Here is a 12,299-nt window from a genome sequence, read left to right on the forward strand (position 1 = left end):
GACACCCTGATAGGAGAACCCGGCTCCATCTTTGCGATGCCCGTAGACCTCGGTGATCTTGGCGTCGATGTCGATGAACGCCACCTGCTCCGCGCTGGGCAGCAACGGTGCCTGCGCCGACAATCGGACCAGCGCTTCGGCGGCGGTCGAGGTGAGCTGGCGGGCATGCCCGCCGGTGAACCCGCGCAGCCACGACCCGCACGTCGAGGGCGCCCGCACCCGATCGAACAACCGGCGCATCGCGCCATGGCGGATCACATCGAGATCATCGATCGAATCCGCGCCGATCACCATCCCGGCCACGACCGACAACGCTTTCGCGTCACTGTTCGCGCCAACCGGAATCCCCAGGTCAACACGCTCGTCGATCAGCTCACCCAGGCCGATGTTCTCCGCCAGCCGCATCACCGGCACCAGCCCGGCGCACGACACGACACTCTCATCATCGAACCTCACATCGGTCCGGACGGCACTATGAGATGATCGCATTCAGCAGATGCCCTCTCACTCGGTCGGATTGTTTCCTTCGCAAGAACAATCATCCCAAGTCAGAGGGCATCTGCGCGTCCACGACACGATCAACTCACCAAGATCCTCGGCGGATCCAGGCTCAACTTTGTGAAAGTGGCGTTCACGTCGGCGAGGCGGACTTCACGACACCTTGGCGCCGTAGACGTGATCGACCGTCATGGTCATGAGAACCCTGCGGTCGGCCACCATCGCCGCCCGGTATTCGTCCCAGTCGGGGTGTTCGCCCGCGGCGGTGCGGTAGTAGTCCACCAGGGCCTCGACCTCGGGACCGTGCGGGTCGGTGCCGGGGCCGATGAGCGTCGCGGTGCCCTCGGCGGTCGCCCATGACCACCCGTCGGCGCTCGTGACCTCCAGGGTGGCGCGCGGGTCGCGGCGCAGGTTGACGGTCTTGACCAGACCGTCGCGCATCGAGACGTGGATGACGCCGGTTTCCCTGTCGTAGAACGGCATCACGGGTGAGAGCTGCGGGCGGCCGTCCGGCTTGATCGTCGCGAGTACGCCGAGCCTGCTCTGGGCGAGCAGCGTGTGTGGATCGAAGGACATGGCAGAATCGTCAACCTTCACACCGGTATGAAGGTCAAGGGGGACGCGCGTGTTGATCGGCGAGTTGAGCAGACGTACCGGAGTCCGAGCGCACCAGCTGCGCTATTACGAGGCACAGGGCCTGCTCGAGCCCTGCCGCGGTTCCAGCGGCTACCGCGAGTACTCCGACGACGCGGTGCTGACCGTGCTGCAGATCAGGAAGCTGCTCGACGCCGGGCTGTCGACCGAGGACATCGGCTACCTGCAGCCCTGCGTCAGCGGCGCGGCACCCGACCTCGAACCCTGCGCGGAGCTGCGCGACGTGCTGCGCACCCGGCTCAAGGGCTTGGACGAGCAGATCGACACGCTCACCCGGTCCCGCGAAGCCCTTCGTGATTACATCGCCGCGACGGAAACCAAACCCTGAGGAGAGATGTGTCGGACGAGGCCAGCGCGTTGGCGGCTTTCGGGTACGAGCTCGGGATACTGAAACGGATCCGGCGGGCGGGCTGGTGGCAGGCCGGGGTGCGGGATCCCGAGTCGGTGGCCGAGCACAGCATGCGGGTCGCGCAGCTGGCCGGGCTGCTGGCGGCCGAGGAGGGCGCCGATCCCGCGCGGGCCGCGTACCTCGCGCTCTGGCATGACACGCAGGAGACACGCACCGGCGACCTCCCGCACACCGCCAGGCCGTACCTCACCAAGCCGGATCCGCGGGAGATCACCGCCGACCAGACCGCGAAACTCCCCGAGCGCGCCAAGAACTCGGTCCGCGAAGCCGTCGCCGAGTACGAAGCGGCCGAGACTCCCGAATCCCGCTGCGCCCGAGACGCCGACAAACTCGAAATGTTGCTGCAGGCCGTCGAATACCGGGACATCGGTGTCGCACGCGTCCAGGAATGGATCAATTCCGCACTCAAGGGCATCAGCACCGAAACCGGCCGCCGTGTCGCCGAAGTGGCTGTCGAGCTTTCCCCGATGACGTGGCGAGGCTAATCCTTCAGCAGCACCAAGAAATCCTGGTCGGATTGGACGGAGCGATAACCCGCCCGCGTGAAAACGGATTCGATTTCAGGGGGTGGCGACAGAATGACCAGCCGCGCACCGGATTTCAGATTCGGTGAAAGGTGCGTGACGATCGAATCCGTGTCGGGTGAACCGGTTGGCCAGGTGACCGTGACAAAGTCGTAGACGCCCATTCTCGGCAGTCTCGCCGTTTCGTGAATCTCGTACGAGATGCCCAGCGGGTCGCGTTCTTCGGCACGCTGGGCGATGGCGATCAACTCCTGTGATGAGTCGACACCCATGACCCGCGAAGCGCCTGCCAGGCGGAACAGGCGAGGGTAGTGGCCGTCGCCGCAACCGACGACCAGTACGGACTTACCGGCCAGTCCCGGCAGCGCGGACAGGATGGCGTCCTGTTCGACTCGCTCCCGGCCCGCCATGAGCCGGACGCTAGCCGACCCGCGCTGCGTTCGACAGGCCCAAGCGGCTCATCTGTCCTGCTCAGTCAGGGAAGTTGACCCACCAGTTGGTGCCGCCGAGATCATCTGGCGATGCTTTTCAAGCATCCTTGAAGCGCCAAGGATGCTTGACGGGTGACCACTCATTTGGCGGTATGAAACTTTCGTACCCGCTGGTGATCATGGTGGCGAACTGTCGTAGGGGTGGCAGTGTGCTGAAGGGGAGAATATTCGTGAAAAGACTTTTGATGGGCGCTGCGTCCATTTCTTTGGCTGCCGCCGCAGTGCTTTCCGGCGCGCCGATGGCGAGCGCGGCCACCGACGGCGTCACCGCGGGGAGCTGTTCGGCCCGCTATAACGCTTATGACCCGGAGCAGGGTGGTGGCACCGCTTACTCGTACTGCACCGCCGATGCGCCTGTCAGTCAGCACAGGGTGCTGATTTGGTGCGATGGGCGTGGGCCGTACTACGGAAACTGGATCGCCAAGGGCAAATTCTCCACCACGGCCTGCGCGGGTGGTGAGCGCGCCACATTCGCGGATCTGCAGTTCCGCTAGGCGAATGCGAAAGGGGCGCATCCACGAACCGCGTGGATGCGCCCCTTTGCCGTGTTGGCGGCTCAGTGCGGGTCGGCCAGCGCGAGATCCGCGGCCTTCGGCTTGGCCGTCTTGATGACCTTCTTGTTGCGGCGGTTGCGCTTCTCGAGGTAGTTCGCCAGAGCTGTCAGCAGCAGGCACATCACCACGTAGAGCGCGCCGACCACGATCGTCGACGGCACGATCGGCCGGGAGAACTCACCCTGTGAGCCGATGAACTTGGCGTAGTACAACAGCTCCTGATACGTGATCAGGAAGCCGAGCGCGGTGTCCTTGAGCAGCACCACCAGCTGGCTGATGATCGTCGGCAGCATCGCCCTGATCGCCTGCGGCAGCAGCACCGAGATCATCACCCGGGTCTTGCGCATGCCCAGCGCGTACGCCGCCTCGGACTGCCCGCGCGGCAGCGACTGGATGCCCGCGCGGAAGATCTCCGCGAGCACCGAGCCGTTGTACAGCATCAGGCCCAGCACCACGGCCAGGAACGGGGTCGTCTGGACCCCCGCGATCGGCAGGCCGTAGTAGAACAGGAACATCAGGACCAGCAGCGGGATCGCCCGGAAGAACTCGACGACCGCGGTGGCGATGTTGCGAATCCACGCGTGATCGGAGAGCCTGCCCGCCGCGAAGATCGCGCCGAAGATCAGCGCCAGCACCGCGCCGGCGCCGAACGCCTTGAGCGTGAACCAGATCGCGCTCAGCAGATCTTCCTGGACCTGCTTGTACTGCAGCCACTCCCACTTGCTCGGGGTGAACTGGCCGCTGTCGTAGAAGCGGTAGGCGACGAACGCGATCAGCGCGACCACGGCCACGACGCCGATGACCGCGAACGCCCGGTAGCGCAGCCGTGCCTTCGGCCCCGGGATGTCGAACAGGACGTTGCTCATCGGGCCACGCTCCAGCGCTTCTCCAGGCTGCGCTGGACGACGGACAGCACGGAAACCAGGATGATGAAGCCGAGCGCCACCCAGAGCAGCCCGACCAGCTGGTTCTCACCGCGCTCGGAAAGGTACTGCCGGATCGCGCCCGCTTCGGCGACCGAGAAACCGGCCGCGATCGTGGTGTTCTTCAGCAGCGCGATCAGGGTGCTGATCAGCGGCGGGACCACCGACCGCAGCGCCTGCGGCAGGACGATCTGGCCCAGGATCTGGGTGAAGGTCAGCCCGAGCGCGCGGGCCGCCTCGGCCTGGCCGACCGGCACGGTGTTGATCCCCGAGCGGACCACCTCGCAGATGAACGCCGAGGTGTACACGGTCAGCGCGACCACCGCTGCCGGGAAGTAGTCCAGCTTGACGATCTTCAGCAGCGGGAAGGCGAAGACCATGAAGAGGAAGACCAGCGTCAGCGGGGTGTTGCGGACGATGGTCACGTAGGCGGTGCCGAACGCGCGGAACACCGGCACCGGGCTCACCCGCAGCATCGCCAGGAAGGTGCCGAAGATCAGGCTGCCGACCGCGGCGAGCGCGAACAGTTCGATCGTGGTGAGGAAGAAAGGACCGAAGAGGTCCAGATTGTCGAGCAGGACGTTCATCGAGCCCCCGCTGCTTCCTTCTCAGGAGTGGGTGGATACGACCACGGCCGGTGGACAGCGTTCATCCACCGGCCGTGACGTGACTGTCAGTACTTCTCGAGGGTCGGCTTGGTCGCGGTCGAACCCGACTTGCCGAGCGTGGCGTCGTAGATCTTCTGCCAGGTGCCGTCGTCCAGCGCCTTCTGCAGGGTGTCGTTGATCTTGTCGCGCAGTGCCTTGTCGTCGTGGCCGAGCCCGATGCCGTACGGCTCCTTGGAGAACGGCTGGCCGATGACCTTCAGGTTGTCCTTGTCCAGCGAGGCGAAGCCCTTGAGGATCGCGTCGTCGGTGGTGACGGCGTCGACGTCCTTGGTGAGCAGCTTGTCGACGCACTGCGAGTAGTTCTGGAACTCGACGATGTTCGCGTCTTCGGTCAGCTTGTCCGCGCGGACCTTCTGGATCGGGGTCGAGCCGGTTACCGAGCAGACCTTCTTGCCCTTGAGCGTGTCCTTGCTGGTGATCGACGTGTCGTCCTTGCGGATCAGCAGGTCCTGGCCGGCCTGGAAGTAGGGACCGGCGAAGGAGATCTGTGCCTTGCGCTTGTCGTTGATCGTGTACGTGCCGACGTAGTACGCGACGTCACCGTTGGTGATGGCCTGCTCGCGGTTGGCCGACGGGATGGCCTTGTACTCGATCTTGTCCTTGCCGAAGCCGAGGCTGGCGGCGACCAGGCGTGCGATCTCGATGTCGAAACCGGAGTACTCGCCGTTCGTCGGGTTCTTCTTACCGAGACCCGGCTGGTCGTCCTTGACACCGATGGTGATCTTGCCGGCGGTCTTGGCCTTGGCGAAGGCCGGGGAGCCCGCGACGTCCACGTTCTGCGCGACCACGTACTCCGGCAGCGTGGCGGCGTTCGACTGGCCCTCGGCGGGCTTGTCGGTCGGCGAGCCTTCCTTGCCACAGGCGGTCAGCGCAAGACCGCCGACGAGCAGTCCCACCGCGAGGGTGCGGATCCTCATGTGAATCTCTCCTGTTTGTTTCGACGGTGCGGCGTCAGCCGCGGTACCACGCTCAGTGGGTCAGGATCTTGCCGAGGAAGTCCTTGGCACGGTCCGACTTCGGCTTGGTGAAGAACTCGTCGGGCGTGGTGTCTTCGACGATCTCTCCGTCGGCCATGAAGATGACCCGGTCGGCGGCGCGACGGGCGAAGCCCATCTCGTGCGTGACGACGAGCATCGTCATGCCGTCCTTGGCGAGGCTGGTCATGACGTCGAGCACCTCCTGGACCATTTCCGGGTCCAGCGCGGAGGTCGGCTCGTCGAACAGCATCACCTTCGGGCGCATGGCCAGCGCGCGGGCGATCGCCACACGCTGCTGCTGCCCGCCGGAGAGCTGGGCCGGGTACTTGTCGGCCTGATTGGCGATGCCGACCCGCTCGAGCAGTTCCATCGCCGTCTTGCGGGCTTCGGCCTGCGGGGTCTTGCGCACCTTGACCGGCGCGAGCATGACGTTCTCGACGATCGTCTTGTGCGCGAACAGGTTGAACGACTGGAACACCATGCCGACGTCGGCGCGCAGCGCCGCGAGTGCCTTGCCCTCGGCGGGCAGTGGCTTGCCGTCCACGGCGATCTCGCCCGAGTTGATCGGCTCCAGGCGGTTGATCGCCCGGCACAGTGTCGACTTGCCCGAGCCGGAGGGCCCGAGCACGACCACCACCTGCCCACGGGGCACCTCGAGGTTGATCTCCTTGAGTACATGCAGGTCGCCGAAGTACTTGTTCACGGCGTCTGCCCTGATCATCGGCGGCGCCGTCGGCGCGGCGGTCATCTGGCCTCCACGAGCCTTGCTGGTTCTTAGGTTGTCCACGAGAGCGAGCACGCGATGGCGGAAACCTACTCCCGCCGAACTCGATGTAAAGCCCGCTTGACCCACACTTAGGGTTTCAAGTCCGTATCGTTCCCCCTCATCACTACTGATCACCCTAGTCCGGCGAAACGGACGACGTTACCGGGGTCACACCCGGTGTAATCTGGATCGGTCACGGTCCGTCACCGGTTCGCCCGCTCGGGCGGCCTCATGGAGGGGAACAAGGGTTGCGGGTATTGCTGGTAGAGGACGACGACCGTGTCGCCGGAGCCCTCACGCCCGCGCTCGTCCGCCGGGGGCTGGTGATCCGCAGGCTGGCCTCGGGCGCCGGCGTGCTCGATCGGGTGCACGAGGTGGACGTGGTACTGCTCGACCTCGGCCTGCCCGACGTCGACGGGATCGTGCTGTGCCGCCAGATCCGCGCGGTCAGCGACGTCGCGGTCATCGTGGTCTCCGCGCGCGGTGAGGTGGAGGACCGGATCCTCGGCCTGCGCGCCGGCGCCGACGACTATCTGGTCAAGCCGTACAACGTGGAGGAGCTCGTCGCCCGCGTCCACGCGGTGCGCCGCAGGCGTGGCGACGGCGGCGTCGTGTCGCCCGCGCCGACCGGCGTGGTGCGCATCGACGACGTGCACGTCGACCTGGACCGGCACGAGGTGCGCGTCGGCGACACCGTGGTTTCCTTGTCCCGCAAGGAATTCCAGGTGCTCACCCTGGTCGTCGCCGCCCGCGGCGCCGTGTGCACCCGCGAGCACGTGCTCGTCGAGGTCTGGGGACGCAGCGGACCGGCGGAGAGCCGATCGCTCGACGTCCACATCGCGACGCTGCGCACCAAGCTCGGCCGTCCCGCCATGATCGAGACGGTGCGCGGGGTGGGCTACCGGCTGGCGGGCCAGCCGGAACGGGAGTGACCCGATGCGGCTGAGACTGCAGGCGATCGTGCTGTCGCTGGTCGCGCTGCTCGTGTTCGGCCTCGGCGTGCCGCTCGCGCTGGCCGTCGCAGGCCGGGTGCAGCAGGAGCTGTTCCTCGACCGGCTCACCGACACCTCGCGGTTCGCCTCGGTCGCGCAGCGGCCCATCGTCGACAACCGGTCGGACGAGCTCACCGTCCAGCTCAGGCGCTACAGCGAGGTCTACGGCGTGGCGATCGCCGTGCTCAACAAGGACCGCGTGCTGGCGGCGTACGCGAGCAGGGACGGTGCGGCGTTCGACGGGACCGGCGCGGCCGTCGCCGCGCAGCTCGACTCCGCGCTCGCGGGCAGGCGGCCGGAGCCGGGCGCGCTCCTCATGCCCTGGGATTCGAGCCCGCTCGTGCTGTCCGAGCCGATCCTGATCGACGGTGAGGTGCGCGGCGCGGTCGTCACGATCTCGGACACCGGCAAGGCACGCGCGCTGCTCGTTCTCTACTGGACGCTGATCGCCGCGGGCGCGGTGCTCGCGTTCAGCCTGGCGCTGCTGGTCGCGCTGCCGGTGGTCCGCTGGATCCTGCGCCCGGTGCGCAGGCTCGACGAGGCGACCGAGTCACTGGTGGCCGCCGTGGTCAGCGGGCGTGACGTGGAGCTGGTCGGCGCCGCCAGCGGGCCGCCGGAGCTGCGCAAGCTCGGCAGCTCGTTCGACCGGATGGCCGCCAGCGTCGGCGAGGCGCTGCTGGCCCAGCGCGCGTTCGTCGCGGACGCGTCCCACCAGCTGCGCAACCCGCTGACCGCGCTCAAGCTGCGGCTGGGGAACCTCGACGGCCATGTGGACCCGGCGGCCGACGAGGAGCTCGAAGCGGCCATGGCCGACGCCGACCGGCTCAACCAGATCCTCGACGGGCTGCTGTCCATGGCCAGGGCGGAGGCCTCGGCCGGTGACCTGGTGCTCGCCGACCTCGACACCTCGATCGCCGACCGGGTGGCGGACTGGCGTGTCGTCGCCAAGGCCGAGCGGGTCCGGCTGGAGACGCACGGTCTCGGTGACGGGCTCGCGGTGCCGACGCCAGCACGCGGGCTGGAGGTCGTGCTCGACAACCTGATCGACAACGCGCTGAAGTTCTCCGAACCCGGTTCGGTCGTGGAGATCTCGGTCGAGCCGGTCGGCGACGGCGTCGAGCTCTCGGTCCGCGACCACGGGCCGGGGCTGCGGCCGGAGGAGCTCGAGCGGGCCACCGACCGGTTCTGGCGCAGCCAGGCGCATCAGAACGTGCCTGGTTCGGGACTGGGCCTGGCGATCGTCAGCGAGATCGCGACACTCGCGGGCGGCGGCATGCGGCTGGAGCTGCCCGACGGCGGCGGCCTGCGGGTGGTCGTCCGGCTGCCGGTCAAGGCTTCCGATCGCGGTAGTACCTGAGCGCGCCGGGATGCAGCTCCAGCGGCATCGTCTCGATGCCGGGATGGACGTCGATGGACTGCGCGGCGGCACTCACCTTGCCGAGTTCGCCCACCGCTTCGAACAGGCCTGCCACCAGCGCCTCGGCCAGGTCGACGGACATGTCCTTGCGCACGACCAGGTAATTCGGCACGACCAGCGTGGTGACCGGCCCGGTACCGAGCGGATACGTCGACGCCGGGATGGTCGCCGTGCGGTACACCGGGTCCTTCAGCCGCATCGCGTCCATCGCCACGCCCATGTCGAGCAGCCGCAGCGGCGTGGTCTGGTTCGTCCTCGTGATCGCGTCGGTGGGCAGCCCGCCCGACCAGAACACGGCGTCGACCGAGCCTGCGACCAGCTCCACCAGCGCCGGGTCCAGGTTGAGCGGCTTGCGTTCGGCGGTGATGCCGAGCTGTTCCAGCAGGTTCTTGGCGATGTACGCGACGCCGGAGTCCGGCGAGCCGACCGCCACCTTGCGGCCGTTGAGCTGCTTGATGTCGGTGATCTTCGAATCGCGCAGCACCACGACGTGCAGGTAGTCGTCGTAGATGCGGGCGAGTGCCTGCAACCCGGACCGCCCGGTGGTCACGTCGGCGGCGCTGAAGGCGACGTCGGCCTCATGGCTCGCGAGCTTGTCGAGGTTGTCCGGTGAGCCCTTGCTCGTCAGCACCTTCGGCGTTTCGGCCAGCCCGAGGCTGCGTCCCCACACCCCGGCCAGCGATTTGGCCAGCTTCGAGTAGACGCCGCCGTCGACGCCGCCCGCGATCGTCACGTGCTCTCCGGACAAGTCCGGCGTGCAGCCCGCGAGCAGCACCAGTGTCAGTGCGAGGAGGCTGATCCGGCGGGTCGTTGTGAGGGGCGCGGTCACGGACCCGATCGTGCCAGACCAGGTCAACCGCGTACTCTCGAACGCGAGATGAGCGCGCGCACTTACCAGATCCGGACCTTCGGCTGCCAGATGAACGTGCACGACTCGGAGCGGCTCGCGGGCCAGCTCGAGGGTGCCGGTTACGTCCCCGCCGAGGATGAAGGCACCCCTGACCTGATCGTGTTCAACACCTGCGCGGTCAGGGAGAACGCCGACAACAAGCTGTACGGCACGCTCGGCCACATCAGGCCGGACAAGCTCGCGAAGCCCGACATGCAGATCGCCGTCGGCGGCTGCCTCGCGCAGAAGGACCGCGGCGAGATCGTCAAGCGGGCGCCGTGGGTCGACGTCGTGTTCGGCACGCACAACCTCGGCTCGCTGCCGACGCTGCTCGAGCGCGCCAGGCACAACTCCGAGGCCCAGGTCGAGATCCTCGAGTCGCTGGAGACCTTCCCGTCGACGCTGCCCGCGCGCCGCGAGTCGGCGTACGCGGGCTGGGTGTCGATTTCGGTGGGGTGCAACAACACCTGCACGTTCTGCATCGTGCCCGCGTTGCGCGGCAAGGAAAAGGACCGCCGTCCCGGTGACGTGCTGGCCGAAGTGCAGGCACTGGTCGACGAGGGCGTGCTGGAGGTGACGCTGCTCGGGCAGAACGTCAACTCCTACGGTGTCGAGTTCGGCGACCGGCTCGCGTTCGGCAAGCTTTTGCGTGCCTGCGGGGAGGTCGAGGGCCTGGAGCGGGTCCGGTTCACCTCGCCGCACCCGGCCGCGTTCACCGAAGACGTCATCGACGCGATGGCCGAGACGCCGAACGTCTGCCCCCAGCTGCACATGCCGCTGCAGTCCGGTTCGGACCGGCTGCTGCGTGAGATGAAGCGGTCGTACCGCTCGGCGAAGTACCTCGGCATCCTCGACCGGGTGCGCGAGTCGATGCCGGACGCCGCGATCACCACCGACATCATCGTCGGGTTCCCCGGTGAGACCGAGGAAGACTTCCAGGCGACCATGGACGTCGTCGCGCAGGCGCGCTTCTCCAGCGCGTTCACGTTCCAGTACTCGCAGCGGCCGGGCACGCCGGCCGCCACGATGCCGGACCAGCTGCCGAAGGCCGTGGTGCAGGAGCGCTACGAGCGTCTCGTGAAGCTGGTCAACGACGTCGCGTGGGACGAGAACAAGAAGATCGTCGGCCGCAAGGTCGAACTGCTGGTCGCGACCGGCGAAGGCCGCAAGGACGCCGAGACGCACCGCATGAGCGGCCGCGCGCGTGACGGCAGGCTCGTGCACTTCGCGCCGACCGGCCCGATGATCGACCGGTCGGTCCGGCCCGGTGACATCGTCGAAACCGTGGTCACCTACGGCGCGCCGCACCACCTGGTGGCCGATGGCGACCTGCTCTCGCACCGGCGTACCCGTGCGGGTGACAACGTCGAGGCCGGACTGCGGCCCAAGACCGACGGCGTAGGCCTCGGCCTGCCCTCCTTCGGCGCGCCCGCGCCGTTGCCCGCTACGACCGGTGGGTGCTCGCTGTGAACGACATGGAAGAACTGGCCGCGGACGTCGACGGTGTCGTCGAGAAGGCCGCGCGGACGATCGACCTCGGCAAGCGCGGGTTCACCATCGCGGTGCTGGTGTTCGTGCTGATCATCGGCCAGCTGCTGCCGTGGGTCGGCGACCACGTCGGCTGGCAGGTGCTGACCGGGGCGGGCGGCGGCATCCCGCAGCTGTTCGCCGCGACCTCGACCGGTGTCGGCGTCTTCGCGTCCGCACTGACGCTGGGCCTGCGCCGCTGGTGGATGGCGTGGGTGTGCGCGGTCGGCGGCTGGTTCGCCTTCGTCGACGGCATTCTGGCGATCTGGTCGCAGCAGTCCTCGGTCGCGGCCAACGCGATCGGCACCGGGCCGGGCATCGGCATGATCATCGCCTGGCTGGCCACCATGCTGCTCGGCATCCAGTGGATGCGGGCGGCCTGGTCCCGCGCCTGAGCGCGGAACCAGGCACCACGGTTCTAGAGGATCGTCAGCAGGGAAATGCTCGAGTACGCGCTCAGGTAGAGCGTGGTTTCCGGGTGGTACAGCCGGAGTGAAACGGTCGCGCTGAAGCTGAAGTTCAGCGAGAACGTCCCCTTCGGCTTGCAGTAGTAGCTGCCGTAGTCGACCCACACGCCCCCGCTGATCTGCGTCTGCAGGATCAGCGTTTCCGAGCCGGACGACACGGCGTCGTCGCTGAGCAAGCCGCCTTCAAGCACGTCGAGCTTGCCCTTGAGCTTGACCTCCTCGTTGGCTTTGGCCTGCTTCTTGGAGAGGTCCAAGCCGACGTTGACCTTCTTCTTGCCGTTCGTGGTCGAAGCGGCCGTGACTGGGGAACCGATCGCCGACGCGGCCGGGGTGAACCCGGCCACCAGAGCGCAGCTGATCGCCAACACCGCGAAAGTGCGGCAGGCGCGTGAAATCAGTGTGTGGTTCATGGTCCACAGTGGACCACTCAAGATTGCGATGAGTGATCGCTAACCCTCGACCAGGTGACGTCCCGTTATCCACTTGTGAGTGTTCCACGCAAAAGGGTCGTGAGTGGTTTGGCCGGTTAGAACCGGCCAAACC

The 12,299-nt window shown here is 67.2% G+C and carries 15 protein-coding genes and 1 pseudogene; 7 read left to right on the forward strand and 9 right to left on the reverse strand.

Features of this window, described 5'->3' with window-relative positions; genetic code table 11:
* Both ACFV15_RS46010 and ACFV15_RS46015 read right to left on the reverse strand, forming a co-directional pair.
* A pseudogene (locus ACFV15_RS46010) lies at positions 1-456 on the reverse strand (IS1380 family transposase); the annotation flags it as partial.
* Between the two features lie 195 nt (positions 457-651).
* Entirely contained in the window at positions 652-1,074 is a 423-nt protein-coding gene (locus ACFV15_RS46015; protein ID WP_378359552.1) for a PPOX class F420-dependent oxidoreductase, read from the reverse strand.
* 49 nt (positions 1,075-1,123) lie between these two features.
* On the opposite strand from ACFV15_RS46015, the gene ACFV15_RS46020 reads away from it, so the two are divergent.
* Both ACFV15_RS46020 and ACFV15_RS46025 read left to right on the forward strand, forming a co-directional pair.
* On the forward strand, positions 1,124-1,480 hold the full coding sequence (locus ACFV15_RS46020) for a MerR family transcriptional regulator (protein WP_378359554.1): 357 nt from the start codon (positions 1,124-1,126) through the stop codon (positions 1,478-1,480).
* A gap of 8 nt (positions 1,481-1,488) precedes the next feature.
* Entirely contained in the window at positions 1,489-2,046 is a 558-nt protein-coding gene (locus ACFV15_RS46025; RefSeq protein WP_378359555.1) for an HD family hydrolase, read from the forward strand.
* On the opposite strand, the gene ACFV15_RS46030 is transcribed toward ACFV15_RS46025, so the two are convergent.
* Positions 2,043-2,495, reverse strand: coding sequence for a class I SAM-dependent methyltransferase (locus tag ACFV15_RS46030; protein WP_378359557.1), 453 nt, complete (start codon positions 2,493-2,495; stop codon positions 2,043-2,045). The two genes, ACFV15_RS46025 and ACFV15_RS46030, sit on opposite strands and share 4 nt — an antisense overlap.
* Before the next feature lie 230 nt (positions 2,496-2,725).
* Here ACFV15_RS46030 and ACFV15_RS46035 point away from each other — a divergent pair, with 230 nt between their 5' ends.
* A complete protein-coding gene (locus ACFV15_RS46035; protein WP_378359559.1) occupies positions 2,726-3,070 on the forward strand; it encodes a hypothetical protein in 345 nt (114 codons plus the stop codon).
* A 62-nt stretch (positions 3,071-3,132) separates the two neighbouring features.
* Here the strand turns inward: ACFV15_RS46035 and ACFV15_RS46040 are convergent, their stop codons facing one another.
* The 4 genes from ACFV15_RS46040 to ACFV15_RS46055 form a co-directional block, all read right to left on the reverse strand.
* Complete coding sequence (locus tag ACFV15_RS46040; RefSeq protein ID WP_378359561.1) at positions 3,133-3,996, reverse strand: amino acid ABC transporter permease; 864 nt, start codon at positions 3,994-3,996, stop codon at positions 3,133-3,135.
* A complete protein-coding gene (locus ACFV15_RS46045; protein ID WP_378359563.1) occupies positions 3,993-4,640 on the reverse strand; it encodes an amino acid ABC transporter permease in 648 nt (215 codons plus the stop codon). Before ACFV15_RS46045 ends, ACFV15_RS46040 begins: the two co-directional genes overlap by 4 nt.
* A gap of 86 nt (positions 4,641-4,726) precedes the next feature.
* The gene (locus ACFV15_RS46050; RefSeq protein ID WP_378359564.1) at positions 4,727-5,638 is read right to left on the reverse strand and encodes a glutamate ABC transporter substrate-binding protein; all 912 of its coding nucleotides are present in this window, start codon (positions 5,636-5,638) and stop codon (positions 4,727-4,729) included.
* Between the two features lie 52 nt (positions 5,639-5,690).
* Positions 5,691-6,419, reverse strand: coding sequence for an amino acid ABC transporter ATP-binding protein (locus ACFV15_RS46055; protein WP_378359572.1), 729 nt, complete (start codon positions 6,417-6,419; stop codon positions 5,691-5,693).
* A 293-nt stretch (positions 6,420-6,712) separates the two neighbouring features.
* On the opposite strand from ACFV15_RS46055, the gene ACFV15_RS46060 reads away from it, so the two are divergent.
* Both ACFV15_RS46060 and ACFV15_RS46065 read left to right on the forward strand, forming a co-directional pair.
* On the forward strand, positions 6,713-7,396 hold the full coding sequence (locus ACFV15_RS46060) for a response regulator transcription factor (protein WP_370942989.1): 684 nt from the start codon (positions 6,713-6,715) through the stop codon (positions 7,394-7,396).
* A 4-nt stretch (positions 7,397-7,400) separates the two neighbouring features.
* Entirely contained in the window at positions 7,401-8,813 is a 1,413-nt protein-coding gene (locus tag ACFV15_RS46065) for an ATP-binding protein (protein WP_378359566.1), read from the forward strand.
* Here ACFV15_RS46065 and ACFV15_RS46070 read toward each other — a convergent pair.
* The gene (locus ACFV15_RS46070; protein ID WP_378359568.1) at positions 8,785-9,702 is read right to left on the reverse strand and encodes a TAXI family TRAP transporter solute-binding subunit; all 918 of its coding nucleotides are present in this window, start codon (positions 9,700-9,702) and stop codon (positions 8,785-8,787) included. The two genes, ACFV15_RS46065 and ACFV15_RS46070, sit on opposite strands and share 29 nt — an antisense overlap.
* A 48-nt stretch (positions 9,703-9,750) precedes the next feature.
* Between ACFV15_RS46070 and miaB the strand changes: the two genes are divergently transcribed.
* Together miaB and ACFV15_RS46080 are read left to right on the forward strand one after the other, a co-directional pair.
* Positions 9,751-11,232 (forward strand): tRNA (N6-isopentenyl adenosine(37)-C2)-methylthiotransferase MiaB, encoded by a 1,482-nt coding sequence (gene miaB, locus ACFV15_RS46075; RefSeq protein ID WP_378359569.1) that lies wholly within the window; start codon positions 9,751-9,753, stop codon positions 11,230-11,232.
* Positions 11,233-11,237: 5 nt separating this feature from the next.
* Positions 11,238-11,684 carry a hypothetical protein gene (locus ACFV15_RS46080; protein ID WP_378359574.1) on the forward strand — a complete coding sequence of 149 codons (447 nt, stop codon included), beginning with the start codon at positions 11,238-11,240 and terminating at the stop codon, positions 11,682-11,684.
* A 23-nt stretch (positions 11,685-11,707) separates the two neighbouring features.
* On the opposite strand, the gene ACFV15_RS46085 is transcribed toward ACFV15_RS46080, so the two are convergent.
* Positions 11,708-12,166, reverse strand: a complete 459-nt coding sequence (locus tag ACFV15_RS46085) for a hypothetical protein (RefSeq protein ID WP_378359571.1) — start codon at positions 12,164-12,166, stop codon at positions 11,708-11,710.
* Positions 12,167-12,299 lie beyond the last annotated feature (133 nt).

The sequence above is a fragment of the Amycolatopsis sp. NPDC059657 genome (genome assembly GCF_042734395.1).
Taxonomy (GTDB): Bacteria; Actinomycetota; Actinomycetes; order Mycobacteriales; family Pseudonocardiaceae; genus Amycolatopsis.

Excerpts from the sequence above, each read along its gene's own strand:
- ACFV15_RS46015 (WP_378359552.1), bottom strand. The coding sequence starts at position 1,074 with ATGTCCTTCGATCCACACACGCTGCTCGCCCAGAGCAGGCTCGGCGTA.
- ACFV15_RS46030 (WP_378359557.1), bottom strand. The coding sequence starts at position 2,495 with ATGGCGGGCCGGGAGCGAGTCGAACAGGACGCCATCCTGTCCGCGCTG.
- ACFV15_RS46040 (WP_378359561.1), bottom strand. The coding sequence starts at position 3,996 with ATGAGCAACGTCCTGTTCGACATCCCGGGGCCGAAGGCACGGCTGCGC.
- ACFV15_RS46045 (WP_378359563.1), bottom strand. The coding sequence starts at position 4,640 with ATGAACGTCCTGCTCGACAATCTGGACCTCTTCGGTCCTTTCTTCCTC.
- ACFV15_RS46050 (WP_378359564.1), bottom strand. The coding sequence starts at position 5,638 with ATGAGGATCCGCACCCTCGCGGTGGGACTGCTCGTCGGCGGTCTTGCG.
- ACFV15_RS46055 (WP_378359572.1), bottom strand. The coding sequence starts at position 6,419 with ATGATCAGGGCAGACGCCGTGAACAAGTACTTCGGCGACCTGCATGTA.
- ACFV15_RS46065 (WP_378359566.1), top strand. The coding sequence starts at position 7,401 with ATGCGGCTGAGACTGCAGGCGATCGTGCTGTCGCTGGTCGCGCTGCTC.
- miaB (WP_378359569.1), top strand. The coding sequence starts at position 9,751 with ATGAGCGCGCGCACTTACCAGATCCGGACCTTCGGCTGCCAGATGAAC.
- ACFV15_RS46080 (WP_378359574.1), top strand. The coding sequence starts at position 11,238 with ATGGAAGAACTGGCCGCGGACGTCGACGGTGTCGTCGAGAAGGCCGCG.
- ACFV15_RS46085 (WP_378359571.1), bottom strand. The coding sequence starts at position 12,166 with ATGAACCACACACTGATTTCACGCGCCTGCCGCACTTTCGCGGTGTTG.